Origin of the sequence: Cupriavidus sp. SHE, from assembly GCF_000812445.1 — a bacterium.
GTDB lineage: Bacteria > Pseudomonadota > Gammaproteobacteria > Burkholderiales > Burkholderiaceae > Cupriavidus > Cupriavidus metallidurans.
Genome location: NZ_JWMB01000027.1, coordinates 79,904 through 105,940 on the forward strand (window position 1 = coordinate 79,904; position 26,037 = coordinate 105,940).

The 26,037-nt window shown below is 65.3% G+C and carries 23 protein-coding genes; 6 read left to right on the top strand and 17 right to left on the bottom strand.

What is annotated here, in order from left to right:
* The 8 genes from RN01_RS15340 to RN01_RS15375 all read right to left on the bottom strand — a co-directional run bounded on the left by RN01_RS15340 (position 1) and on the right by RN01_RS15375 (position 11,172).
* Positions 1-1,074 carry a mechanosensitive ion channel family protein gene (locus RN01_RS15340; RefSeq protein ID WP_017514164.1) on the bottom strand — a complete coding sequence of 358 codons (1,074 nt, stop codon included), beginning with the start codon at positions 1,072-1,074 and terminating at the stop codon, positions 1-3.
* A gap of 169 nt (positions 1,075-1,243) precedes the next feature.
* A complete protein-coding gene (gene hutG / locus RN01_RS15345) occupies positions 1,244-2,206 on the bottom strand; it encodes a formimidoylglutamase (protein ID WP_017514163.1) in 963 nt (320 codons plus the stop codon).
* Positions 2,207-2,222: 16 nt separating this feature from the next.
* On the bottom strand, positions 2,223-3,605 hold the full coding sequence (locus RN01_RS15350; RefSeq protein ID WP_017514162.1) for an amino acid permease: 1,383 nt from the start codon (positions 3,603-3,605) through the stop codon (positions 2,223-2,225).
* Positions 3,606-3,690: 85 nt separating this feature from the next.
* Positions 3,691-5,247 (bottom strand): histidine ammonia-lyase, encoded by a 1,557-nt coding sequence (hutH, locus tag RN01_RS15355; protein ID WP_008651972.1) that lies wholly within the window; start codon positions 5,245-5,247, stop codon positions 3,691-3,693.
* A gap of 15 nt (positions 5,248-5,262) precedes the next feature.
* Positions 5,263-6,942: a urocanate hydratase gene (hutU, locus tag RN01_RS15360; RefSeq protein ID WP_017515466.1), complete on the bottom strand. Its 1,680-nt coding sequence runs from the start codon at positions 6,940-6,942 to the stop codon at positions 5,263-5,265.
* Between the two features lie 231 nt (positions 6,943-7,173).
* Complete coding sequence (gene hutC / locus RN01_RS15365; RefSeq protein WP_008651975.1) at positions 7,174-7,929, bottom strand: histidine utilization repressor; 756 nt, start codon at positions 7,927-7,929, stop codon at positions 7,174-7,176.
* Positions 7,930-8,176: 247 nt separating this feature from the next.
* Positions 8,177-10,276 carry a hypothetical protein gene (locus RN01_RS15370; RefSeq protein WP_017512290.1) on the bottom strand — a complete coding sequence of 700 codons (2,100 nt, stop codon included), beginning with the start codon at positions 10,274-10,276 and terminating at the stop codon, positions 8,177-8,179.
* A gap of 47 nt (positions 10,277-10,323) precedes the next feature.
* A complete protein-coding gene (locus RN01_RS15375; RefSeq protein WP_017512289.1) occupies positions 10,324-11,172 on the bottom strand; it encodes a hypothetical protein in 849 nt (282 codons plus the stop codon).
* A 295-nt stretch (positions 11,173-11,467) separates the two neighbouring features.
* On the opposite strand from RN01_RS15375, the gene RN01_RS15380 reads away from it, so the two are divergent.
* Positions 11,468-12,526: an alpha/beta fold hydrolase gene (locus tag RN01_RS15380; protein ID WP_024570990.1), complete on the top strand. Its 1,059-nt coding sequence runs from the start codon at positions 11,468-11,470 to the stop codon at positions 12,524-12,526.
* 68 nt (positions 12,527-12,594) lie between these two features.
* On the opposite strand, the gene RN01_RS15385 is transcribed toward RN01_RS15380, so the two are convergent.
* From RN01_RS15385 to RN01_RS15395, 3 genes are all read right to left on the bottom strand, one after another.
* A complete protein-coding gene (locus tag RN01_RS15385) occupies positions 12,595-14,205 on the bottom strand; it encodes an ABC-F family ATP-binding cassette domain-containing protein (protein ID WP_017512287.1) in 1,611 nt (536 codons plus the stop codon).
* Between the two features lie 193 nt (positions 14,206-14,398).
* Positions 14,399-15,592, bottom strand: coding sequence for a Xaa-Pro peptidase family protein (locus tag RN01_RS15390; protein ID WP_017512286.1), 1,194 nt, complete (start codon positions 15,590-15,592; stop codon positions 14,399-14,401).
* A gap of 28 nt (positions 15,593-15,620) precedes the next feature.
* Positions 15,621-16,553 (bottom strand): tripartite tricarboxylate transporter substrate binding protein, encoded by a 933-nt coding sequence (locus RN01_RS15395; RefSeq protein ID WP_223277367.1) that lies wholly within the window; start codon positions 16,551-16,553, stop codon positions 15,621-15,623.
* A gap of 95 nt (positions 16,554-16,648) precedes the next feature.
* On the opposite strand from RN01_RS15395, the gene RN01_RS15400 reads away from it, so the two are divergent.
* Entirely contained in the window at positions 16,649-17,149 is a 501-nt protein-coding gene (locus RN01_RS15400) for an FAD-dependent oxidoreductase (RefSeq protein ID WP_223277466.1), read from the top strand.
* A 68-nt stretch (positions 17,150-17,217) separates the two neighbouring features.
* Here the strand turns inward: RN01_RS15400 and RN01_RS15405 are convergent, their stop codons facing one another.
* Positions 17,218-17,829: a TetR/AcrR family transcriptional regulator gene (locus tag RN01_RS15405; RefSeq protein WP_017512283.1), complete on the bottom strand. Its 612-nt coding sequence runs from the start codon at positions 17,827-17,829 to the stop codon at positions 17,218-17,220.
* A 280-nt stretch (positions 17,830-18,109) separates the two neighbouring features.
* Between RN01_RS15405 and RN01_RS15410 the strand changes: the two genes are divergently transcribed.
* The 4 genes from RN01_RS15410 to RN01_RS15425 all read left to right on the top strand — a co-directional run bounded on the left by RN01_RS15410 (position 18,110) and on the right by RN01_RS15425 (position 21,572).
* A complete protein-coding gene (locus RN01_RS15410) occupies positions 18,110-19,096 on the top strand; it encodes a tripartite tricarboxylate transporter substrate binding protein (RefSeq protein WP_011519470.1) in 987 nt (328 codons plus the stop codon).
* Positions 19,097-19,137: 41 nt separating this feature from the next.
* Entirely contained in the window at positions 19,138-19,818 is a 681-nt protein-coding gene (locus RN01_RS15415; RefSeq protein WP_024570989.1) for a 3-oxoacid CoA-transferase subunit A, read from the top strand.
* Positions 19,811-20,512, top strand: coding sequence for a 3-oxoacid CoA-transferase subunit B (locus RN01_RS15420; RefSeq protein ID WP_017515538.1), 702 nt, complete (start codon positions 19,811-19,813; stop codon positions 20,510-20,512). Before RN01_RS15415 ends, RN01_RS15420 begins: the two co-directional genes overlap by 8 nt.
* Positions 20,513-20,573: 61 nt before the next feature.
* On the top strand, positions 20,574-21,572 hold the full coding sequence (locus RN01_RS15425; RefSeq protein WP_024570988.1) for a tripartite tricarboxylate transporter substrate binding protein: 999 nt from the start codon (positions 20,574-20,576) through the stop codon (positions 21,570-21,572).
* 32 nt (positions 21,573-21,604) lie between these two features.
* Here the strand turns inward: RN01_RS15425 and RN01_RS15430 are convergent, their stop codons facing one another.
* From RN01_RS15430 to RN01_RS15450, 5 genes are all read right to left on the bottom strand, one after another.
* Positions 21,605-22,495 carry an intradiol ring-cleavage dioxygenase gene (locus tag RN01_RS15430; RefSeq protein WP_024570987.1) on the bottom strand — a complete coding sequence of 297 codons (891 nt, stop codon included), beginning with the start codon at positions 22,493-22,495 and terminating at the stop codon, positions 21,605-21,607.
* 41 nt (positions 22,496-22,536) lie between these two features.
* Complete coding sequence (locus RN01_RS15435; RefSeq protein ID WP_024570986.1) at positions 22,537-23,604, bottom strand: maleylacetate reductase; 1,068 nt, start codon at positions 23,602-23,604, stop codon at positions 22,537-22,539.
* A gap of 108 nt (positions 23,605-23,712) precedes the next feature.
* Positions 23,713-24,084: a hypothetical protein gene (locus RN01_RS15440; RefSeq protein ID WP_008651998.1), complete on the bottom strand. Its 372-nt coding sequence runs from the start codon at positions 24,082-24,084 to the stop codon at positions 23,713-23,715.
* Between the two features lie 197 nt (positions 24,085-24,281).
* Positions 24,282-24,686 (bottom strand): SRPBCC family protein, encoded by a 405-nt coding sequence (locus RN01_RS15445; protein WP_017515048.1) that lies wholly within the window; start codon positions 24,684-24,686, stop codon positions 24,282-24,284.
* The gene (locus RN01_RS15450; protein WP_008652000.1) at positions 24,683-25,987 is read right to left on the bottom strand and encodes an MFS transporter; all 1,305 of its coding nucleotides are present in this window, start codon (positions 25,985-25,987) and stop codon (positions 24,683-24,685) included. The genes RN01_RS15445 and RN01_RS15450 overlap by 4 nt, the downstream gene beginning before the upstream one ends.
* Positions 25,988-26,037 lie beyond the last annotated feature (50 nt).

Consider the following 26,037-nt stretch of genomic DNA (forward strand, 5'->3'; position numbering starts at 1 on the left):
CTAGTCCTGCCCGCCATTGCCTCCCGTTCGTCCCGCCTCGCCATCAATGCGCATCCGCGGCAGAAACTGCGGATATTCGCGCTGCATGAAGTCGATCAGCCCCTCGCGCACGACGCAGCGAAGATCCCACGCCAGACCCGAGGATGCGGCGGTGCACAGCACGCGAATCTGCATCGTGCGTTCCGTTGCGTCGGTCACCACCAGGTTGAAAAATCGCCGATCCCACTGGGGCGCGTTGTTCACGATGCGCTCCAGCTCCTTGCGCAGCGGCGCCAGCGGCATCCCGTAGTCGACATGGAAGAACACCGAGCCCAATAGCTGGGAGTTGTTGCGGGTCCAGTTCTGAAATGGCTTTTCGATGAAGTACTGCAGCGGGATGATCAGGCGGCGCTCGTCCCAGATCCGCAGCACCACGTACGTCGCCGTGATTTCCTCGACTCGGCCCCACTCGCCTTCGACGATCAGCACATCGTCGAGCCGGATCGGCTGCGTCAAGGCAAGCTGCAACCCCGCGATCATATTGCTGAACACCGTCTTGCCAGCCAGGCCGGCGACCAGCCCGACCACACCTGCCGAGGCCAGCAGGCTGGCGCCGACCTGCCGCGCGCCGGGAAACGTCATCAGCAACATCGCCGCCCCGATCACCACCACCAACGCCATCGCAATGCGCGAGAGCACGCGTGTCTGGGTATGGATGCGGCGGGCATTCATGTTGTCCTCGACATCCACGGGGTGCCGGTCCAGCACGCCCTGCGCGAAGCCGGCAATGACCCGCGCAACGAGCCATGTCATGGCGGCGATCAACAGCAGGCCATTGACATGCCGCACATTGTCGATCCAGCGCAGTTCGTCCGGGGCGGCCTGCCAGACAGTCTGCAACGCGAGCAGCAGCAGAACCGCCTTCGACGGGACCCGCACCTTGACGACCATGGGATGGAGTATCTGGGCGGAACGCGTGATCCGCAGTAGCAGCAGGCTGCCGATGCGATGTGCCAGCAGCACGACAACGACCGCAACCAAGGCCGCCGTCCACGTGCCAAACCAGGGGTGATCGAGAAGAAGAGGGAGATTCATCGGCGTCCTTCATCAGGGGAGGCGTGATGCCGGTTACGAAGTAACCGACACGACGAAGGGACAGAAGTTTCACCGATGTTGTCTGCGCTCCACAGACTTTGCGACGCAAGCATCGCACCACGCCTGGTACTCGGCGCGGCACACGCCAGCCATGCAACCGATCAACGGATCAACGGATCAGCCGATACACCAGCCGCGCGGCAACGCGGGCGCTCTGGCCGTCACGGTCGAACTGCGGATTGAACTCCGCAAGGTCTGCTGCGCGCAGCTTGCCGCTACCGCGCACGTGCGTGACGATGGCCTCGATCACGCTGATCGGCACGCCATACGCCGCAGGCGCGGAGACACCGGGCATGACGGCTGCCGGAAGGACGTCGAGATCGATCGTCAGGTAGACATGCGCGGCCTGCGCCAGCATCGCGTCGATCTCGGCCAGCCTGTGGTCGAGATGGCGTTCCTGCATCTCCGTGTCTTCAACGTAGCGCACGCCCAGCGCCTGCGCGTGGGCAAACAGCGATGCAGTGTTGCCGAGCCGGCTGACGCCGAGACACGCATAGTCAAACGGCTGCCCTGCGGCACGGCACGCCTCCGCAATCTGGTCGAACGGCGTGCCGGAACTGCCGGGCCGCGCAGTCCGCAAATCGAAATGCGCATCGAGGTTGAGGATCAGGACGCGGCCCGCGTCGCCCGCCGCATCCAGATGTGCCCTGAGGCCCTGCCAGGTGCCCCAGGCCACTTCGTGCCCGCCACCGAGCACGATGGGCAGCGCGCCACGGTCCAGTTGCGCCCTGACGACTTCACCAAGCGCCCGCTGCGCATCTTCGAGCGCGTCGCCCTCGCAGCGTACGTCGCCTGCATCGTAGAGCGCGGCCACGTCATGAACCGGCAGGCTGGCCAGGGCGCGTCGAATGCCGCGCGGGCCATCGGCCGCACCAACACGGCCTTGGTTACGCCTGACGCCTGCGTCGCACGCGAAGCCAACCAGCACGGCAGCGCCGGCCAGATCGTCGGTAGCCGCTACGGCCAGCGGCTGGACGATATTGAACAGCCGCCGCGTATCCCCGCGCTCGCCGGTATCGGCGCGCCCCTGCCAGACCGCATCAGGGGCCTCGGCTTGCGTCAATGCCGTCATTTGCCACGCGTCCGTTTCACGAAACACGGGTTTCCCGGGCGAGCAGCGCGTCCGCCTTCGGCTTGGCCCGCAGGAACCAGGCCAGCGACAGCAGCACGACCCAGCCCGCGCCAACGTACAGTGCCACGCGCGTGTCCTCGACATACCCCAGCACGCCGATCACGAATAGCATGAAGGCGATCGCCAGCGCCGGACCGACCGGCCACAGCGGTACCTTGAACTTGAGGGCGCGGACCTCTTCGGCCGACAGGCGGCGTCGCATGGCAACCTGCGACAGCAGGATCATCAGCCAGACCCACACGGTGGCGAAGGTCGCGATCGACGCAATGATCACGAACACCTGTTCGGGGATCAGGTAGTTCAGCACCACACCGCCGAGCAAGGCAGCGGCCATCGCCAGCACCGTCACCCAGGGCACGCCATGACGCGAGGTAGTGGCGAACAGGCGCGGCGCCTGGCCCTGCTCCGCCATGCCGTACATCATGCGGCCAGCACCAAAGATATTGCTGTTGATTGCCGAGATGGCGGCCGAGATGACGATCAGGTTGAGCACCGCCGCTGCCGACTTGATCCCCAGCCCGGAGAAGATCTGCACGAACGGGCTGCCCTGGCTACCGATGCCGGTCCACGGGAAGATCGCCATCAGCACGGTCATCGTCAGCACGTAGAACAGCAGGATGCGGGCCGGCACGGCGTTGATCGCGCGCGGAATCACCTTCTCCGGATTCTGGGCTTCACCGCCAGTGATGCCGATGATCTCGATGCCGCCGTAGGCAAACATCACCACCGCCAGAGACGCGATCAACCCTCCCGCGCCGTGCGGCAGGAAGCCGCCATGCGCCCACAGATTGGTCAGGCCCGGCGAATGCTCGCCATTCATCTTCACGCCGAGGAACAGGATCAGCGTGCCGCCGATGATCATCGCCGCAATGGCCAGGATCTTCACCAGCGCCAGCCAGAACTCAAGCTCACCGAACACCTTCACATTGCACAGGTTCAGCCCGCAGATCAGCATGACGATGCCGAGCACCCATATCCATTGCGGCACTTCGGGGAACCAGAATCCCATGTAGATACCGAATGCGGTCACGTCCGCCAGACAGACGATGATCATCTCGAGGATGTAGGTCCATCCGGTAAGAAACCCCGCGAGCGGCCCCAGGTACTCGCTGGCGTAGCGGCCGAACGAGCCGGTCACCGGCTCGCGCACGGCCATCTCGCCCAGCGCGCGCATGACCATGTAGACCGCCGCGCCGCCCACGATGTACGCCAGGATGACGGCCGGGCCGGCCAGCTGGATCGCCGATGCCGAACCGTAGAACAGGCCCGTGCCGATGGCCGAGCCGAGCGCGAGAAAGCGGATATGCCGCGCGCTCAGATTGCGTTGCAGGTTTTTCAAGCTGTCTCCAGAAGGATGTCTAGATTGGGACCGAAGGCCCATGGCGCGCGGATCTTCGCCCGCTTGGCGCCGGCGCAAGCGTCCGTCAGACGCTCGGCAGGATGCCTGCAGGCAGCAGGGCCGTCAGGTGACGCTCGGCGATCAGCACGCTGGCGTCTTCGATATCCGGCGCGAAGTACCGGTCCTTGTCGTAGAACGGCACCGACTGACGCAGCAGGCCGCGCGCGCGCTCCAGCGCTTCGGTGGTCTTGCCGCCTTCACGGAAGTCCATGCCCTGGCAGGCCGCCAGCCATTCGATCGCCACGATGCCCTTGACGTTGCTGGCCATCTCCCAGAGACGCTTGCCAGCGTTGGGTGCCATCGACACATGGTCTTCCTGGTTCGCCGAGGTAGGCAGGCTATCGACACTGGCCGGATGCGCAAGCGCCTTGTTGTCCGATGCCAGCGCGGCGGCCGTGACCTGCGCGATCATGAAGCCGGAGTTCACGCCGCCATTGGCGACCAGGAACGGCGGCAACTGCGACAGGTGCTGGTCCATCATCAGCGACACACGCCGCTCGGAGAGCGAGCCGATCTCGGCCAGGGCCAGCGCGAGGTTGTCCGCGGCCATTGCCACCGGTTCCGCGTGGAAATTGCCGCCCGAGATGATATCGCCTTCCTGCGCGAATACCAGCGGATTGTCGGAAACCGAGTTCGCTTCGACGCCCAGCACATCCGCGGCATTGCGGATCTGCGTCAGGCAGGCGCCCATGACCTGGGGCTGGCAGCGCAGCGAGTACGGGTCCTGCACCTTGTCGCAATGCGCGTGCGATTGGCCGAGCTGGCTGGTCTCCCCCAGCAGGTGACGATAGACCGCCGCCGCGTCGATCTGGCCGCGCTGGCCACGGGCAGCGTGAATGCGCGGATCGAACGGAGCGCGCGAGCCGAGCGTTGCCTCGACGGTCAGCGCGCCGCACACGCTGGCCGCCGCGTACAGGTCTTCCGCCTGGAACAAGCCCTGCAGCGCATACGCGGTGGAAACCTGCGTGCCGTTCAGCAGCGCCAGCCCTTCCTTGGCGGCGAGCGTGAGCGGCTGCAAATCGGCAATGGCCAGCGCTTCGCGAGCGGACAGCCATTCGCCGCGATGGCGTGCCCGGCCTTCGCCCAGCAGCAGCAACGACATATGGGCCAGCGGCGCCAGATCGCCCGACGCGCCGACGGAGCCCTTCAACGGGATGCACGGGTACACCTCGGCGTTCACCAGCGCGATCAGCGCGTTGATCACCTTGCGGCGGATGCCAGACAGGCCACGCGCCAGGCTGTTGATCTTGAGCACCATGATCAGGCGCACCAGCGCGTCGTCGATCGGCTCGCCCACGCCTGCCGCGTGGGAAAGCACCAGCGAACGCTGCAGGTTCTCCAGGTCCTCGCGGGCAATGCGGGTCTGCGCCAGCAGGCCGAAGCCGGTGTTGATGCCGTAGGCCGTGCGGCCCTCGGCGATGATGTTTTCGACGCACGCCACGCTGCGGTCGATGGCGGGGAAGGCGCGCTCGTCGAGCGTGATCTTGACGGGCTGCTGATGCACGGCACGCAGTTGCGCGAGCGTGAGCTCACCGGGTTGCAGATGCAGGGCGAAGACTGGCTGATTTTCTTGGTACGACATGGTTCAAATCCGGAGTTACTTGGAGGTGCCGAGCATCGGCAGGTTCAGGCCGTTTTCGCGGGCGCAATCGATGGCGATCTCGTAGCCGGCATCGGCGTGGCGCATCACGCCGGTCGCCGGATCGTTGTTCAGCACGCGGGCGATACGGGCGGCGGCGGCATCGGTGCCATCGCAGACAATCACCACGCCAGAGTGCTGGGAGAAGCCCATGCCAACGCCGCCGCCGTGGTGCAGCGACACCCAGGTTGCGCCACTGGCGGTATTCAGCAGCGCGTTGAGCAGCGGCCAGTCAGACACGGCGTCCGAGCCGTCCTTCATGGATTCGGTTTCGCGGTTCGGGCTCGACACCGAGCCCGAGTCCAGATGGTCACGGCCGATCACCACGGGCGCGGACAGTTCGCCCGAACGCACCATTTCGTTGAAGGCCAGGCCCAGCTTGGCACGCAGGCCCAGGCCAACCCAGCAGATCCGCGCCGGCAGGCCCTGGAAGCTGATGCGCTCCTTCGCCATGTCCAGCCAGCGGTGCAGGTGCGCGTCGTCGGGGATCAGTTCCTTGACCTTGGCATCGGTCTTGTAGATGTCCTGCGGATCACCGGACAACGCGGCCCAGCGGAACGGGCCAATGCCGCGGCAAAACAGCGGACGGATATAGGCCGGCACGAAGCCCGGGAAATCGAAGGCGTTCGACACGCCCTCTTCCTTGGCCATCTGGCGGATGTTGTTGCCGTAGTCGAAGGTGGGCACGCCCATCCTCTGGAAGGCCAGCATCGCCTCGACGTGCTTGGCCATCGACTGCTTGGCGGCCTTCACCACCTCGGCCGGCTTCGTCTGCGCGAGGTCGCGGTACTTGTCCCAGGTCCAGCCGATCGGCAGGTAACCATTGAGCGGATCGTGGGCGCTGGTCTGGTCGGTCACCATGTCCGGGCGCACGCCGCGACGCACGAGTTCCGGCAGAATCTCGGCGGCATTGCCGCACAGCGCGATGGAAATGGCCTTGCCTTCCGCGGTGTACTTCGCGATACGGGCCAGCGCGTCGTCCAGATCCGTGGCTTGCTCGTCGACGTAGCGCGTACGCAGACGGAAGTCGATACGGCTTTGCTGGCATTCGATGTTCAGCGAGCATGCGCCGGCCAGCGTCGCGGCCAGCGGCTGGGCACCGCCCATGCCGCCCAGGCCCGCGGTCAGCACCCAGCGTCCGGTCAGGTTGCCGTCATAGTGCTGGCGGCCAGCCTCGACGAAGGTCTCGTAGGTGCCCTGCACGATGCCCTGGCTGCCGATATAGATCCAGGAACCTGCCGTCATCTGACCGTACATCGCCAGACCCTTGGCATCCAGCTCGTTGAAGTGCTCCCAGCTAGCCCAGTGCGGCACCAGGTTGGAGTTGGCGATCAGCACGCGCGGCGCATCGGCATGCGTCTTGAACACGCCCACCGGCTTGCCCGACTGCACCAGCAGTGTTTCGTCGTCGCCCAGCGTCACAAGCGACTCGACGATCTTGTCGTAGCACTCCCAGTTGCGCGCGGCGCGGCCGATGCCGCCATAGACCACCAACTCCTTGGGGTTCTCCGCCACTTCCGGGTCGAGGTTGTTCATCAGCATGCGCAGCGGCGCCTCGGTCAGCCAGCTCTTGGCCTGAAGCTGATTGCCACGCCGCGCGCGGATCTCTACGTCACGGTAACGATTGGGGGTGCTCACGGTTGTTCCTCATCCACGGTTTGTTCACGACGGCGATGACGCCACAGCGCCATCCGATGTGGTTGTACAGTATTGTATAGACAAGTTGATTTGTACTGGGGTTTACCCCGTTTTCAGGGGGAGCAGATAGCGCGGCAAAGGGGACGGGAGGGAACGGGAGTGGACCTTGCCGCACAGTGGCACGGCAAGGTCAGGGGCTCAGCGGAGCAAGGAAAAAACGAAGGGGGGGCGTCAGGCGCCGGGGCCGAACCGCCCTTCCAGGCGGTGACGCGACCCCGGATGCAGCAGGCGGGCGAACGTCACGACGCGCTTGCCCGACCACGTGCGGCGCCGGATCAGCAGGCATGGTTCGGCGCGCGGAATCTGCAGGAGCTTTGCCTCGTCGGCGGTAGCAACAACGGCCTCGACGATATGCTCGCCTGCCGTCAGGGGAGCAAGGCTTTGCAGATAGGCATTCGGCGTGTCGACGCTGAAGTCCTGCTTCAGGTAGTCGGGAGCGAGGCCCGGATTGACGTAGCGATCCTCGATCTGCACCGGCACGTTGTCCTGGTAGTGAACGATGATGGAATGGAAGATCTTCTCGCCTTCGCGCAGATCCATCGCCACCGCGCGCTCGGGGCCGGCGGGCTCCTCGCGCACCAGGATCACCTCGGAATGATGACGATGCCCGCGCTCCGCGATCTCGTCCGCGATGTTGTTGACCTCGAGCAGCGAAGACTGCATCTTCGGCTCCGCCACGAATGTGCCCACGCCCTGCATTCGCACGAGCCGGCCCTCGGCGGTGAGTTCGCGCAACGCGCGGTTGATCGTCATCCGGCTGGCGCCGAACTGTTCCACCAGTTCGTTTTCGGACGGCACACGATGATGCGCCGGCCACGCGCCCGTATCGATCTGTCGGGTGATCATCTGCTTCAGGCGCAGATAGAGCGGCATTGGCGCGTCCTCGGCACTGCTGTCCATCGTCAGCTCAGGCGTTTGACGCGGCATTCTTGGGGTTCTCCAGCTCCGGGCAAGGATAAAGCGCGAAGCGTTGATCGATTCGCGCACCTATACATGATTAGACAATTGCCAGCATTATCGCAAATGCCGGGCTATTGGTATTCGCTCCTCGCGTGGGGTAAAGCCGGGCATGGAAATGCCCGGACTGCCGACGCAAGAAACCCCGCGCCTCGACTGCGAGACGCGGGGTCCGTGGCCGGCGACTGGCGCGCCGGGATCGGCCTGGTGGTCGTACTTAGTGGTCGTACTCCACGCTGGTACTGAAACTCAGATCGAACGTGTCAGACCAGCTAAGGTTCGCGAACGACATATCGCTCGTGCCAGTCGCCCCGGCAACCGCCGGAAACGCGGCCCCCTGATCGCCCGGCACCAACACGTTGACCACCGTATTGGCGGCCGCCGGCTTGGCACGCGCATTGCCGCTTACGAATACCTGCGGGGCGCCACCGATGGTTGATCGAATCTGTACGTTGGTCTTTTTCACGAACGGCACACCCGATGCAGAGGTCCAGCTCATCGGGAATGTGGCCCCGCCAGCGAACTCCGATCCCGAGCCCGGCGTCAGGGCATCACGCGCGGTCTTGCTGACGTCCTGCCACGCATACTGGCGCAGCGCATCCGGCGATGGTGGCGGTGTACGCAAACGCACCGCGTAAGTGTAGACCGGCGCCGCCGCATTGCCTTTCTGGTAGATCGCGAAGGTGTAGACACCGAACGGCACCACGTTCGCGAGTTCCGTGGCGCTCAACTGCGGATTCGAAAACGCGGCATTGCTGCCCGGCCATTTGAACTGCGCCTGCGCGGCCGGATCCTGGGCAACGCCGGCCAGACGGTAGCTGTTGCGGCAGCTGTTCAGCTTGCTCGAGTACTTGCCCGGAATCGCGCTGGCGTCCACACCTTGCATGTCACCCGGCGCAAGCTGCGCGTGGATATTGAGCGTGTCGCACGCACCGGTGCTCGGCTTGAGCAGCACCCCTGCACGCAGCCCCGGGCCTGTCACCACGGCGAAATCGACCGGCACGTTCTGGTCGTCCGTGATACCTACCTGCAAACTCAGCGAACTGACGAAGGCATTGGTGCCGGTGGTCGCTTTGGGGGCGTTCAACCAGTCCCAGCGCTGCGCATTGCCCGTGACCTTGCTCAGCACATGACGCTGGTTGCCGACCAGACGCCAGCCATTGTCGCTGGTCGCCCGAGCCGACGGCTGCAACGCGATCTGGGCGATCTGCTGCATGCCATCGCGGATGCCGTCGGCGCGTGTCCAGGACACCTTGATCCAGACCTTGTCGGCCGCCTGGACCCGGATGATCTCCGGCAAGCTGAAGACAGCGCCAGTCATGCCGTCGTCCCCAACGATACTGGAGCCCAGGTCCTGCTCGGCATTCGCGCCGTTGCTAAGGTAGCTGCTGGGCACGCCCGCCATCAGCGCGCCCGGCGTGACATCGTCGACGATGATCTGCGCACAGGCGGCCACGCTTCCGCTCAACCGGGCAGAAGCTGTCGTCGACGCCGCGAAGCACTGGTTGAACGCCGCCTGCAGCCCGGCAAGATCGCTGGCGCTGGGCAGGCTCGAAACCGGTGCGCCGCCAATCGTGGCCACGCTTGGCAGGCTTGCCGTGTCGGCCGCCGTCGGGGCAACACCGGGCGCAAGCTGGAGCATTGTCGGCGTATCGCTCGATGCGCCCGCCACCGATGTCAGTTGCACGCCGCCATTGGGCAGCACGTTGACCTTCACCTGATCGAGCAGACGGTCCAGCCCGGGCGCACCGGCCGTCAGCGGACCGGAGATCAGATCCACGCCGGTGTTGCCGGTGGCGGCCAGCAGAGCGGCCAGCGCATCCGAGTACGCCTTCACCGTGGTGCTGATCGACGATGCCGTGACCTTGGACTGCAGGAGACTGGTATCGGCCAGCAACTTGGTCGGGTTGTCGCCGATGATCGTCGCCGCAATCGCGTTGGTGAGCGGCGTGATGTTGATCGTCTGGGTGCCAGCCGTGGCGCTCAGGCTGATCAGCGTGGCCTGCGAGTCGGCTACGTTGCCCATGGCGGCCAGCACGAACGGTGCGGTCAGGCCGGTCACATCGCACTGGAACGAGCCAGTGGTGGCGTCGGCCGGGCAGCTTGCCGACTTGCCCGAGGCGTCCGTCAGCGTCACCGTGGCGCCTTGCATCGCTGCGCCGGTCGCCGCAACGCCGCTGACGACCTGCTTGGTGGGCGCGGTGGTGCCCGGTGGCGTAGTCGTGGTCGTGGTCCCCCCCGTTGAAGAATCGCCACCACCACCGCATGCCGACAAGGCAAGCACCGCGATGCAAAGCGCAATGGGCGTGAGCTTCATATTTCCCCTTCCGTGCTGTCTGTATTGAAAAACACTCTCGATCCGATTCAGAGCACGCAGATCCCCGTGGCCTTCGAGTTCGGGCCGATGGTGCTCGTGTCGAAATTCGTGATGTGGGGCAGCCCGGTTGCGCAGGCGATGACCCACGTGACCTGATTGTTGACGCGGGTCCCCAGGATGACCTGGGTGTTGCCGGCGCCCAGGCCATCGGAGCCCTGCTCGTAAACGTAGCCGCTCGGGCTGTAGGTGGCGCGCTGGCCCTTGCAAACGAACAGCGTACCCGTGTCGCCGGCCGGAGCGGCGTAGAGGTTGCAGAACGTATAGGAAATCGTCCCGCCGCACGTATTGGTGATCGTCGTGCTACCCGATGCGTTGTGGCCCATCCGCACGCAGTTCATTGCACTGACGCCGGACTTGAGGCCGCCAGACCCGGACGCGCCGCTGTCGACCGTGGCGCTTCCGCCCGTGCCGGTCGACGTTCCCGCACTGCCTCCACTGCTCGACCCACTGCCGACATACACCCACAGGCCCGTCGCGTCGCCACCGGCGCAATTCTTGTAGGTGAAGCCATAGCTGGTGGTCGCGCTGGGATTCACCGTGACGTTCATGCCACTCGCGAAGGTCTTGGCGTTCGTGAACCAGTCCGCCTGCGTCACAGAGGTATCGCATTTCGCGGTCAGTACAACGTTCGTCCCCGCCGGCACCGGGTTGTCCGCCGAAGTCGCGGGGGAACTCGACACCGTGCACTGCGGCTTGGCAACCGTGCACGATGCGGCGGGCGTGGCGTCGGTGGCGCTGCCCGTCCCCGCTGCGTCGCCGCCGCCCCCGCACGCGGCGATGGTCACGGCAAGGATGCCGAATAGCGTGGCTGCGGCGAATCTCCTGGTCTTTGTCATGGCTCGATCTTCCCTTCCGGCTGTTGTCTTGTTTTGTGCCGGCGAGCGTACGTGGCAACGGCCGGGGGCGCATCACCAAGATTGACGATGACAAGTGCGACCGTTTTGCCCATCTCCCCCGGTCGGCCCGCCGTGGCCGCCGTGGACGCCGTAGCTGGTGCAGGCGTGTATCGGTCTGTCCGGAATCCCCGGGGCATATACATTGCGATACAAATCCCCCCGCCCGCCGCTACATGCCGGTTACTTGCGCCACGTAGAGTCATGCACAGGTTGATCACACACACAGGAGCGAGAGATGCCGGAGATCGTCAATTTGCCTCGACGGGGCTTTATGGGAGTTGTGGCGGCGACGCTGGCCGCGGCGCAATTCGGGGGGGCGCAGACGGCCCGGGCCCAGACCAGCCAGTCGAAGGCAACGCCACTGCCCCAGCCACTGCCCCGGCCGGGCACTCATACGACCTTTGCGCCGATCAAGCAGATCAAGGCCGGCGTGTTGAACGTCGGCTATGCGGAGGCCGGCCCGACCAACGGACCCGTCGCGCTGTTGCTGCACGGCTGGCCGTACGACATCTACAGCTTCGTCGACGTGGCGCCGCTACTGGCGGCGCGCGGCTATCGCGTGATCATTCCCTACCTGCGCGGCTACGGCTCCACCAGCTTTCTGTCATCCGACACCATGCGAAATGGTCAGCCCTCGGCGATTGCCGCCGACATGATCGCGCTGCTGGATGCGCTCGGCATCCAGAACGCCGTGGTGGCCGGCTTCGACTGGGGCGCTCGCACCGCCGACATCATGGCCGCGCTGTGGCCAGACCGCTGCCGGGGACTGGTATCGGTCAGCGGGTACCTGATCGGCAGCCAGGCCGGCGGCAAGGTGCCCCTGCCGCCCGAGGCGGAGCTTCAGTGGTGGTACCAGTTCTACTTCGCCACGGACCGTGGCCGCGCCGGCTATCAGAAGTACACCCACCAGTTCGCCAAGCTCATCTGGAAACTGGCATCACCGAAGTGGGATTTCGATGACGCCACGTTCGAACGCAGCGCCGCCGCGTTCGACAACCCCGACCATGTCGACATCACGGTGCACAACTATCGCTGGCGGCAAGGGCTGGCCACCGGAGAAGCCCGGTTCGACGATATCGAGAAACGGCTCGCCACCGCGCCCACCATCAGCGTGCCCACCATCACCATGGAAGGCGACGCCAACGGTGCGCCGCATCCCGAGCCAAGCGCCTATGCCAGCAAATTCACGGGACGGTACGAACACCGCAACGTGACCGGCGGGATCGGCCATAACCTGCCGCAGGAAGCGCCCGCCGCGTTCGCGCAGGCAGTGCTCGACGTGGACCGGCGCTAAGGCACGGTGCCTTCACGGTGCAGGCGATGGGCAGTCGTCATGGCCGCCCATCCCCAACGCCACCTGCCTCACCAGGGCTCGAGACGCCAACCTTGACCGGTTGCCAGCAGACGATCCGTCAGGCCGAGGTTTTCCATGAACCCATCGTCGTGCGACACGACGATCAGCGCGCCCTGGTAACCGCGCAGCATGCTTTCCAGCGATTCCAGCGAAGGAAGATCAAGGTGATTGCCGGGCTCGTCCAGCAACAGCAGCTGCGGTGCGGGATCCGCGTAGAGCACGCAGGCCAGCGCCGCCTTCAGGCGCTCTCCGCCGCTGAGCGCGCCACTTGGCGCCATGATCTTGCGTGCGTCCAGACCAAGTTGCGCCAGTCGCGTGCGCAGGTCGGCTTCCGGCGCAATTCGATTGGCGATATGCATGTGTTCGAGCACCGTGAGCGCCGGGTCCAGATCGGCCAGCCGCTGGTCGAGATAGACGCAAGCCGCCGCAACCTTGAATGTGCCTGCCAATGGCTGTAGTTGGCCGGCCAGCACCTTGAGCAGCGTGGACTTGCCACATCCCTTCGGCCCGATGACGCCCACGCGTTGTTGCCGGGTCAGCGTCAGGCTGATATCGCGCGTGGCGGCCGGCACGAATGGCAACGCTACGGCATCCAGTTCGGCCAAACGCTGCGTGCCAGCGCCCACTGGCGTCGCGGCGAAAACGATTGGCGCGTCGATTTCCACCTGTCGCGCGGCCTCCCGCACACGTTCGTCGAGTTGCTCCCGGGCCGCGACCTGCTGCTGGCGCAGCTTGCCCGCTGACGTCTCGCTACGCGCCTTCTGCCGATCGAGCAGGATCTTTGCCTGATTGCCGTCCTGGCCGTGCCGGTCGCCGCGCGCCTTGCGCCTGGCCTGCCGCTCGGTCTGCTCGCGCATGGCCTGCTCCTTGCGCTTGCGTTCGCGCTTGCTCTGCTCGAGCTGATCGAGCGCATTGCGCCGGTCGTGGGCTTTGCTGCTGGCATAGAACGAATAATCGCCACCATAGCTGCGCAGCCCCAGCGCGGAAAGCTCGGCGATGCGCGCCATCGACGCCAGCAACTGCCGGTCGTGACTGACGACGATCAGCCCGCGCGGCCAACGTCGCAGTTGCTCGATCAACGCCTGCCGGCCGGCCCGGTCCAGGTGGTTGCTCGGCTCGTCCAGGATCAGGAAGTCAGCCTCCGACAACCATGCGCCAATCAGCGCGACGCGCATCGCTTCGCCGCCACTCAGCGCGCTGGCTGGTGTCGCCGCGTCCAGATGACCGAGACCGTTGCGCTCCAGTTCCTGCCGCAGCCGCTGACCGATATCCCATCGGTCACCCAGTACATTGAAGTCCTCAGTGGCGATGCTGCCGGCTTCGATACGCGCGAGCGCGTCAAGCGCATCCTGCACGCCTGCCAGAGAGGCCACGCAAGCCTCCGGGGCGGGCGTCACCTGCTGGGCCAGGTAGCACACGCTGCCAGAGCGCACACAACGCCCCGTGGCCGGCGGCAACTGCCCGGCCAGAATCCGCGCCAGCACGGTCTTGCCAGCGCCATTGCGCCCGACCAGCCCGGTGGGCTGCTGGTCAAACTGCTCGTCGAGATCGGAGAAAAGTGTTCTGCCGTCCGGCAGGACAAACGACACGCCTTCCAGCGCGATGTAAGGATTCGTCATGCGTATTCCAGAGATGCCAGTACCTCCCCCTGCTCGTGGGGAACCAGTGGAGACTAGCCGTCATGCAGACGGCGGCATCAATGGCGCATGGGACGAATACCTCGGTGATGGGTTGAAGTTGCGTAGTGTAACCGCGGTCGGCATCGCGTGCAGAAGGGCACTGACCGGGCCGCCTGGCCAGCGCCCACGCCCATTACAGGCTCACAGTGGCGTAGCTCAGCGTCTTCGGCGTTTTGACGATGACTTCCGGCACCTCGCCAACGACGACGGTATCGTCCAGACGGAAGCCACCCAGGCCGTACACATACAGTCCCGGCTCGGACGAATAGACTTCGCCGGCGAGCAGCGGCCGGGTGTTGAACGCCATATCCTCGGGATACTCGTGCAGCATCAGGCCCACGGCATGGCCCGTCCGGTGGAACACGTAATCGCCACACCCCCCGCTTTCGATCACCGCCTGCGCGGCGGCATCCATGTCGCAGACACGTCGCCCCACCACTGCCTCGGCCACGGCGGCATCCGTGGCCCGCGCCGCAACGCTATAAAACCTAGCCTGCTCATCGCTGGGCTGACCGCAGAACCATGTGCGCTCGTTCTCCACATAGAGGCCGTTCAATCTCGGCAATACAAGGTTGACGATGGTGTCGCCCTTCGCAATGCGCGAGCCGCACGCCGCGCCGTCGCCATGCGGGGACGCCGAAGCGGGGCCGGTGAGCGTCCAGCATTTCATGATCTCGAAGTCCTCTCCTGCGAAGCGGCGCGCAGCCTCTTCCACCATCAACGCCGCCATGGCGTGATCGAGCTCCTGCACCAGCCGGCCGGGACGAATGTTCTCGCGGTAGCGGTCCTGAACCCAGTCCGTCAAGGCCGCGAGGTCACGCATGATCTGCAGTTCCTCGGCGTGCTTGACCCAGCGCAGGCTGCGCATCTCGGCCATTGCCGGACGCAACGTCATCTCGGGAAGATAGCGCTGCGCGCCGGTCAGGATCGGATGCTGAACGTCGACGGCGATGCGCGACATCCCGAGGCCCTTCGTGGCCAGCAATGCGGCCACGACTTCAGGCAACTGCGACGGCAGCGCCAGCCGGTTGGCCACACGGGGGTGCTCGGCGTAGTACGTCACGTCCGAGAGCCATACCGTGCCCTTCTCCGTGGCAAACCGCATGTGGTTGGTCGATAGCTCGTTCATCACGGCGAACGTCTCGCCGTTGCGCGGCACGACGACGAACACGGGGCGCTCCCATGGCCACACGTCGAGCTGGAAATTGGTCGCGTACTGGAAAAAGTCCGGCGAGCCGAATACCAGCGCATCCACGCGCAGGCGGTCCATCAGGCGATGCATCGCGGCCAGGCGATAGTCATGCACGGCTTTGGTCAGATGTGGCATGGTCTTCTTATCAGAGCGGTCAGGGTAATCAGAGAGAAATGTTGAGACGGCGGATGACGGGGCCCCAGGCGTCGGCGTCGCGCTTCATGTAGCGCTCCACCTCCGAAGGCGGGCCCTTGATCGCATCAAGGAACTGGAAGCCCAGCTTCTCCTTGAACTGCGGATCGTCCTGGATGTGGTTGATATCGGCATTGATCTGCTGCACCACGGCTGGCGGCGTGCCGGCGCGGGCGACGATGGCATACCAGCCCGGCACCTGCACGTCATAGCCGAGTTCCTTGAAGGTAGGCACCGAGGGCAATGCCGCCAGTCGCCGATCGCCAGTGACCGCCAGCGGCACCAGCTTCTTGCCCGCGATAAACGGTTGCACGCCGGCCACCACGTTCATCATCACCGGCGTCTGCCCGTTCATCAGGCTCGTCGAGCCACCCGTGCCATTGAACGGCACATGCTGCATCGTGATGCCAGTGCGCTCCGCCACCAGCTCCATCGCCAGATGCGTGGAGTTGCCGATACCGCCCGACGCGAAGCTGATCTCGCCGGGTCGCGCCTTGGCAAGGCGCACGAAGTCCTGCAAGGTCTGAACATGCAGCGACGGCGATGCCACGAACACGAATGGCGAGTTCGCCAGCATTGCCACGCCGGTCAGGTCCTTGGCCGGCTGATAGGGCAGCTTGGGATAGAGGTACGGGTTGAAGCTGAGGTTGGAAACACCCGCGAAGAACAGCGTGTATCCATCGGCCGGCTGCCCCAGTACGTAGGAAATCGCCAGCGTCCCATTCGCGCCCGGCTTGTTCTCCACGACCACCGGTTGCTTCCACGCCTGGCCGAGCTTCTCGGCCAGCGCGCGCGCCAGTACGTCATTCCCCGTGCCGCCGGCCTGCGGCACCACCAGCCGGACGGGTTTCGTCGGAAATGTCTGTGCCTGTCCGATCAGTGGCAGCACCATCGCCACAGCCATGCTGGCCATCCTTCCCATTAGTTTTCGCAGATCCATGTTGCTTCCCGATGAGTTCTCTCGCCGCCACGATCGGTTGCGATGACGATGAATGTACCATGTGGTACACTCATGCCGGAAATTGGGGTTTACGTGAAAACGTGGGCATTGGATCGGGTTGGTGCGTGGTAGTGGCCCTGCATGGGCAACGCAAGGCGGCGGAAGTCGAAACACGCTCAGGCAGGAGGCCGCCGTGTGATGTTGTTGTCGTGTGCGCGGGAGTGGACCCGGCAACGCGCTTCCTCAAGGGTAGCGGGATCGCGCTCGAGAAAGGCGACGTTGCCGTAGACGAGTTGCTGCAGACGAATGTGCCGAACGTCTGGGCAGCCGGCGATATCACGAGCTTCCGCGATCCCGTCTTCACTCGCCGATCCGACGAGCCATCGTCGCGTGACTACGACTTCTCCAAGACGGCCATTCAGGCCAACCTGGCGCAGGGATATGCGGAGGTCACGGCGGTGTTGGGACCGATTTCAAACGCAAGCGATGGCCTGGTGCTAAAGCTGGGCGATTCGGATGAAAGTGTCACGGGGGATGTGCCAGACGGTGTCATGCCGTAAGCATTGGCGACAATGGGGACATCGCGATTTGACAGACAGTTGCCGCAGGAATCTCCGATGGGCGCCCGCTATGCGCCCTTCCGCCCCTTGCCAGGCGTCGCCATCTTGCTCGCGAAGTACTTGAGCGCGGCGGTGGTGCCTTTGCGGTCCCCGGTCGTGATCAGGTCCAGTAGCAGCCCTCGCATCGTGGCGACTTCTACCCGCGCGTAGAGTCGGGCTTCTTCCTCGCTAATGTTCATGCTTTGCTGCAGACGCTCGGCCAGCATCGAAGTCCAGCTACCGACGACGTCCTCCAGGAAACCGCTGAAGCGATCGCGATCGCGGATCGCCCTGCCGTAGATCTCGAACAGCAACTGCATCACTGGCAGATAGCCCGGCGCGGAATAGCGGTCCCATGCGGCTTCCATCGCCGCGCCGGTATCCATGCCGCCCGAGAACGCGCGCATGCGCGCCTGCTGCTCGGTATGTCGCACGCGAAACAGCAGCGCCTGCCAGAAGCCATCGGCAGAGCCAAAGTAGTAGATCAGCATTCGATGGCTGGTGCCCAGCGCATCCGCGACATTGCGCAGCGACAGGTCTCCCAGACCGTGAGCCAGCACGTGTTCTGTGGCGGCATCCAGCAGTTGAACGGCTTGCTCGCTGGATGAGCGGTCCGCGGCGGTGGTTTTGGCTTTCGGCATTCGCTGGGCTCTTGGTTGGCGCGGCCCCGGCATGGAACGCCGTACCGCAGCGCGTCAATGTACCACGCAGTACATCAGCAGACGCCCCCCGGAGACACACGGGACTGCGCCCCTTCCGCGATCCCGAAGGCCCGATTTGTGAATCGTGAATTCCATTGCTCCGGTCAGCGGCCTATCTTAGGTCGCGATCCGCGCTTCCGCGTATCAACACAGAACGACAAGAAACAGAACGGCACCGTCAGCCCAGCCATGTGCGCGAGCGCCGGACAAGGAGACAGGCATGACCATCAAGATGGGCGGGGCGCGTCTGGCCGCCGCATGGGTTGCGGCATCCGCATTGTCATTTGGCATGGCCGGTACCGCGCAGGCCGCCTGGCCAGAGCGTCCAATCCGGTTGATCGTGCCGGCCGCCGCAGGCGGCACCACCGATATCGCGGCCCGCCTGGTAGGCAAACGCATGAGCGAGATCCTGGGCCAGCCGGTGGTGGTGGACAACCGTGCCGGCGGCGCCGGCATCATCGGCTCGCAAGCGCTGCTCCTGGCGCCGGCCGACGGCTACACGCTGATGATGGGCAACATCGGGCCGAACGCGATCAACTACGCGCTGTATCGCCAGTTGCCCTACAAACCCCAGGATTTCGCGCCGATCACGATGGTGGTCTCCGTGCCAAACGTGCTGGTGGTCAATGCCAAGGTGCCCGCGCGCAACGTGGCGGAACTGGTGGCGCTGGCGAAGTCCGAGCCGGGCAAGCTGTCGTTCGGGTCGTCGGGCTCGGGCCAGTCGGTGCACCTGTCGGGCGAGCTATTCAAGAAGCGCGCCGGCATCGACATCATCCACGTGCCCTACAAAGGCGCAGCGCCAGCCGTGGCCGATCTGGTTGCGGGCCAGGTGACGATGATGGTCGACAACCTGCCCAGTTCGCTGCCGCAGATCCAGGCTGGCAAGCTGCGCGCGCTGGCCGTGACCAGCGGGACGCGGGTGGCCGAGCTACCTGACGTGCCGACGATGAAGGAAGCCGGCTTCGACGATTTCCAGGTGACGGCGTGGTTCGGCCTGGTGGCACGCGCCGGCACACCGCCGGCGGTGATCGCGCAACTGTACAAGGCCGCGGCAACAGCGCTGGCCGAGCCGCAGATCAAGTCGCGGCTGGCCGAACTGGGCGGACAGGCGGGCGGCGACACGCCCGAGCACTTCGGCCAGTTCATCGAACAGGAGCGCCAGCGCTGGGCGCGGGTCGTCAAGGACACGGGCATTCCGCAGCAGTAGCCGCATCACCGTATCGCAGTTTTATCGGCAAAGGAGTTCTCATGATCGACAAGATCGCGCCCTCGCTCGCCGCCGCAGTGGCGGGCATTGGCGACGGCGCCACGGTGCTGGTCAGCGGCTTCGGCGGTTCGGGCATTCCCGACGAACTGCTCGATGCCTTGCTGGCGCACGGCGCGCGCGACCTCACCATCGTCAACAACAACGCCGGCAACGGCGATGCTGGCATTGCCGCGCTGATCCGCGCGGGCCGCGTGCGCAAGGTCATCTGCTCGCACCCGCGTTCGAACAATGCCGAGGCGTTCATTGACGCGTATCGCGCCGGCAAGGTCGCGCTCGAGTGCGTGCCGCAGGGCACGCTGGTGGAGCGGATGCGCGCCGCAGGCGCCGGGCTTGGGCCGTTCTTCACGCCCACGGCGTATGGCACCGCGCTGGCCGAAGGCAAGGAAAGCCGTGTCATCGATGGCACCGGCTACGTGCTGGAACAACCGCTGCACGGCGACTTCGCGCTGGTCAAGGCACACCGTGCCGATCGTTGGGGCAATCTGACCTACCGCTACGCGGGTCGCAATTTCGGGCCGGTGATGTGCACCGCCGCGCGGCACACCATCGTGCAGGTCGACGAGATCGTCCCGCTGGGCGAGATGACGCCGCAACACGTGATGACGCCGGGAATCTTCGTCCAGACAGTGGTCCTGGCAACATCGGGAGACAGCCATGCATGACACCCTGCCCCGCCTCGGCACGCTGCCGCGACTGAGCCGCGCCCAGATGGCGCGCATCGTCGCCCATGACATTCCCGATGGCAGCGTCGTCAATCTCGGCATCGGGATGCCCACGCTCGTTTCCGACCAGTTGCCCGACGACCGCGAGATCGTGCTGCACAGCGAGAACGGCATTCTCGGCATGGGTCCGGTCATCCGCGAAGGCGAGACCGACCCGGACCTGATCAACGCCAGCAAGGAGCCGATCAGCCTGATCGCCGGTGCGTCGATATCGGACCACGCGGTGTCGTTCACCATGATGCGCGGCGGGCATATCGATATCACGGTGCTGGGAGGATTCCAGGTCGCGGCCAACGGCGATCTGGCCAACTGGTCGACCGGCGAGCCCGATGCGATTCCCGCGGTCGGCGGCGCGATGGACCTGGTGGTGGGCGCGGCCAGGCTGTTCGTGATGATGGAACACGTGACGCGCGACGGACAACCGAAGATCGTCGAACGCTGCAGCTATCCGTTGACGGGCATCGGCGTCGTTGACCGCATCTATACCGACCTGGCCGTGATCGACGTTCGGCCCGGCAAGCCATTGCTGGTGACCGGCCTGGTCGAGGGCGTGTCGTTCGAAGCGGTGCAGGCGCTATCGGCCGCACCACTCACGCTGGCGACCGACTGCCGCGTGCTAAGGCCAGGGCGCTGAAAGCGTCGACGGATCGGGCAGGATCACCACCAGAAAAAAAAAGGGGACAAGCATGACCAGGATGACAACCGGAAAGATGAGCCTGACCGCCAGCATCGCGCTACGCGTGCTGCTGGCCACCACCGCCATCGCCGCCCTGCCGCTTGGCGCTCACGCAGCGGATGCGTGGCCATCCCGCCCGATTCAGTTGCTCATTCCCTACCCGCCCGGCGGCAGCGCCGACCTGCTTGCGCGCCCGCTCGGCGCAAAGTTGCAGGAACGGCTGGGCCAGCCAATCGTCCTTGACTATCGCCCCGGCGCGGGCGGCACGATCGCCACGCAGGCGCTGGCCCGCAGCAAACCCGACGGCTACACGCTGATCATGGTGCTGGCCGCGCACGCGATCAATCCGAGCCTGTATCCCAAGCTGCCGTACGACACGCGCAAGGACTTCGCGCCGGTCTCGCTGGTGGCCAACCTGCCGTTGATCCTGGCCGGCAGCCCGTCGCTCAAGGCGCGCAACGTGCCCGATCTGATCGCCGCCGCCAAGGCCGCGCCCGGCACCATTACCTTCGGCTCCGCCGGCAACGGCAACACCGGGCATCTGGCGGGCGAACTGTTCGATTCGATGGCGGGCGTCAAGATGACCCACGTGCCGTACAAGGGTAGCGCCCAGGTGGTCAACGCCATGCTTGCCGGCGATATTCAGCTTACGTTCGACAGCATCTCGACCTCGATGCCGCAGATCCGCGCCGGCCGCATGACCGCGCTGGCCGTGACCAGCGCCAAACGTGCCGCGATGGCGCCCGATGTGCCGACGCTGGCCGAGGCTGGCGTGCCCGGCTTCGACATCAATGGCTGGTATGCCATCCTGGCCCCGGCCGGCACCCCGCGCGCCGTCGTCGACAAACTCAGCAGCGAGATTGCCGCCGTGCTGACCCAGCCGGAACTCCGTTCGCAACTCGCCGCCAATGGCTACGAGCCGGTGGGGTCCACGCCGGCCGCCTTGGGCGCGCACATCGACGCCGAACTGGCGCGATGGAACAAGGTGGTGCGTGACGCGGGCGTGAAGCTGGAGTAAGGACGCCAGCCTCGGCCCTCAGTCCTCTTCCATCAGTCCTCTGCCTTGGGGGCCGGATCGAGCACGAAGTCGTAGCGTGCTTCGCGAAACGGCCCATCAAAGCCGAAGCGCCGCGCCAGCGGATGGTCGGCAGGCCGCTCCTCGTAAGCCACCTGCAGTGATGGCTTGACGCCGAACACGGCGTCCGAGTCCAGATACGGATCGCCCTGATTGAACAGGTGCGTGACCAGCCGGCGATGGCCCGGCGCGTCGATCATGAAATGCAGGTGCGCCGGCCGCCACGGATGCCGTCTGGTAGACGTGAGCATGTGGCCGACCGGCCCGTCGGTCGGAATCGGATAGCTCACCGGCACGATGGTGCGGATGGCGTAGTAGCCCTCGTCGTCGGTGCGATAACGGCCGCGCAGGTTGCCCGTAGGCTGCGCAGTGTCCTGGCCCGAATACATGCCGTTCTCCGCGGTCTGCCAGATGTCGAGCACCGCGCCACGCAGCGGCGTGCCATCAGCGGAGAACACGCGACCATGGACCAGTGCAGGCATACCCGGCGTGAGAGCCATGTTCTCGCCTGCCGAACGGTCGGGCATCCCGGCGATGTAGAACGGGCCAAATACGGTGGTCTCGGTAGCGCCCGTGGACTGCCGGTGGTTGATCGCATCGACCAGCATCGACACACCCAGCGTGTCCGACAACAGGATGAATTCCTGGCGGACCAGGCCGTCGCACATCTTGCCGGTATCGGTCAGGAACTGGATGGCGGCAAACCACTCCGCTTCCGTCGGCTCGCACTCGCGCACATAGGCGTGAAGGTGACGCACCAGCCCTTGCATCAGCGCGCGCAGGCGAGGATCGGGCGTATCGGCGAAGCGCGCGACGACCTGCTCGGTCAGCGCGGCTTCGGCAGCTGCGTGGGGCGTTGCCTCCATGGTGTCTCTCCTTTGTGTTGGTTGCCGTGCGCCGATCGCCTTCAGGCCGGGCTCTCGCCGCGCCAGGCGCGTTCCAGCAACGCCCGGATCGGCCCGCGCTCGACCGGCCTCGGGTTGTAGTAGGGATTGGCGCAGGTCAGCGTGGCCGCCTCGTCCAACCCATCCTCGGGCATACCGATGGCCGACAACGCCGTGGCGAGACCCAGCGACTGGTTCAGCCGGAACAGCAACGGGCCGGCATCCTGCGCGCGTTCGCCACCCAGCGCCCGCGCCACGCGTGCCAGCGCAAGCGGCGCGGCGGCGTGGTTGTAGTGCGCGGTATGCGGTAGCAAGATGGCATGGGTCTGCGCATGGGGCAGGTTGAAAGTCCCGCCCAGCGTATGGCAAAGCTTGTGATGGATCGCCATGCCAACCGAGCCAAGGCAGGCACCCGCCAGCCACGCGCCGTACAGCGCGTCGCCACGGGCGTCGATGTCGTCCGGCCGCCGCACCACGGTGGGCAAGGCCCCGGCCAGCGCGCGGATCGACGCCTCGGCCATCAGGCTGATGATCGGGTTGGCGTCCTCGGCGTATATCGCCTCCACCGCGTGCGCCATCGCATTCATGCCGGAGGCAGCGGAGATCTCCACCGGCAACGTCAGCGTCAGTTCGGGATCGTAGAGGACCGTGCGCGGCAGCACGCGCGGGTCGCGGCCGGTCTGTTTCAGGCGTCCTTCGGTCAGGCCGTAAATCGGTGTTACCTCCGATCCCGCGTAGGTGGTCGGTACCGCGATGATGGGTTGCCCCGAAACGAGGGCGATGGCCTTGCCAAGCCCGATGGTGGACCCGCCGCCAACCGCCACGTAGCAGTCAGCACCCAGCCGCGCGGCCTCATCGCGTGCGGCGTGAGCCACCTCCACCGGCACATGCATCACCGCCTCGCTGTAGACGCCTGCGGAGCACTCCCCGAGCAACGCGGCCACCCGCTCGCCGAGCGCCCGATGCCCGGGCGTGGTCAGTACCAGAGCCCGCCGCGCGCCTAGCCGCAGCACCTCCTCGGGCAACGCTGCCAACCGGCCCGCGCCGAAGACCACCCGCGACGGCGTGGCCTGATAAACGAACGATTCCATCCCCTCTCCCAAGGCATCAACCCACCGAATGCGCTTCAGTGTAGTCCTGCTTCGCATGACGCACATGCCGGGCGAGCGGGCAACCGAATCGCCCGGTTCACGCCTGACTCAATGCGGCAGGACGGTCAGGCCCGTGGCGCCGCTGGAAGTCGTCCTGCGCTCGCTCCGGAGTACGCCGTTCTGATCGAACTCGAACAGCACCGTCGACGACAGGATGTCGCCGCCGGCGAACAGCGGACCGATAAAGGGAAGAAAGCTCTCCGGATGCGGCTTCGAGGTCGCATACGCGTAGACCAGCACGATCGCCCCGTCGCTGGTCGTCGCCTGCGAGGTTGGATTGCCGAGTTGCCCGGTCACGTCGTCGAGGGTGGAGAAGCCCAGGATGAAACTCTGCATCTGCTCGGGCTTGACATCGATACCAGTCGATACGCAGGCGGCCATGAGGCCGCACACCGCAACCATTGCGTAGAACCGGTTCATATCGTCACCGCCCTGCTTCCTGGGCCGTGACTGCAGACGTGCTGGTCGTCGTGGCCCGAGTCTGGCCGGGCAATACGCCCAGTCCATCCCGTACCTCAAGCATAGAACTTCCGAGGCCAGGAAAAACGCCCGCAAAAGCGGGCGTCAATGCAGGTGCCAGGTCCGTGGAGCAACGCCAACGGCGTTGCAGACGCATCTCAATGCGATTCCACGTGGCGCTTGAAGTTGTTCAGGATGGCCTGCCAGCCTTGTTGCTGCTGCTCGACCGGGTACTCCGTCTCGGCGACGAAGCTCACCCGCACCGTGACCCCCTGCGGTGCCTCGAGGAACTCGACCTTGGCGGTCCGGTCCCCGAACGCGTATTCGATCAGCTTGTTTTCCACGACCTTCGTGTAGGTACCGGCGAAATCGAAACCCATACTGCCGTCCTTGGCCTCCATCCGCGAAGAGAAGGCACCCCCCTCCCGCAAGTCAACCGTGGCGGCTGTGGTGTGCCAGTCGTCGGACGCGGCATTCCATTGCTTGATGTCTTCCGGCGTCGTATAGGCGTGCCACACCTTTCCGACAGGCGCTGAAACAGTGGTTTCAACGGTAATGTTCATAGACTCTCCCGACTCTCGTTCAAGGCCTCGGCTTGCGCCGTCAAGGCTGGCTCGCCATCCCGGGTGGCAATCAGCGCCTTCGGCGCCAGCGGGATCACGGCCAGGATCAGCCCATACACGGCGGTGGTGGCAATCACGCAATAGGTGAATCCGTGCGAGGGCACGCTATTGTAGATCCAGGAGCCCAGCAGATCGCCAGCGCGCCCCGAGAGCGCGAGCACCCCATCCACCAGCATCATCAGGGTGCCTTGCAGGCCCGGCGGGCACGACCGCATCGCGAGGTCGAGATAGGCTGCCGTGGCGATGCCGCCCATCAGCCCGATTGGCGCGGCCAGCACCAGCGCAAGGTCGGCGGAATGGATGAACGCCAGCGGGACCATCTGCGGCACGGCGATGATCGTGCCCCACCACAGCAGCCTGTTCAGCGCCACCCGCTTGCACAGATAGCCATAAAGCAGGAACGTCGGCACAAATGCGGCAGCGAAGATGCCGTTGTAGTACGAGTAGACGGAGTCCGACGCGTGCAATTCGTTGGTCAGGTAGAACTGCAGCGGCGTGGCGGAGCCCGGGGCGAAGTTCCACAGAAAGCAGATCAGCACTGCCGGATAGACGGCCTTGTGTCTGACCAGCCGCCTGACGTTCCCGACGAAATCGGTGGCGCGGGCCAGGGGCCTGTCATAGATCTGGCCGAAGACCGACGGGGGTTTCCAGAGCGCCAGCGCGACGATCAGCAGATTGACGATCGCCACCAGGAAGAACGCTTCCGCCGCCGCCAGATGGTCGGAAACATAGCCGGAAGCAAAGGCGCCCGCCACGACCGGAACAGACCCGATCACGTTCCACAGCGCGCTCAGGCGGCCGGACATGAGCTTTTCCTGGCCGACCAGGGCGATCAGCCCCTGATAGGCGGCCGCGACGAACCGGAATGCCAGCATGGCCATCAGTGTCCCGGCCAACAGCCCGGTGTACGAGAACCCCGAATACGCCATCCAGACGCAGGCCAGCGCGGTCATCGGCGCGAATATCAGGAAGTAGCCGCGATCCCGTAACCCGAGCGGGTTCCATTGGTCCCGCGCCAGTCCAAAGACGAACGCCACGTAGACGGGAATGCCCGTCACCAGCCGAAATGTGGAGATCTGCGTTGCCGTCGCGTGCAACTCGTTCTTGAGGACATACGACGTCTGGATATCGACGAGCGCGCCAGCCGGCGTCGCCAGATAGATGAACAGGGTCAGCCAACCAAAGTACAGCAAGGTTCGGTCGTTGCCCTCGGAGCCCTGATGACCTGAAGCGGCCAGCATCGTCGTATCCACGTGGCAAGACTGCGATGGTGATTCGCTCTGGTCCTGCG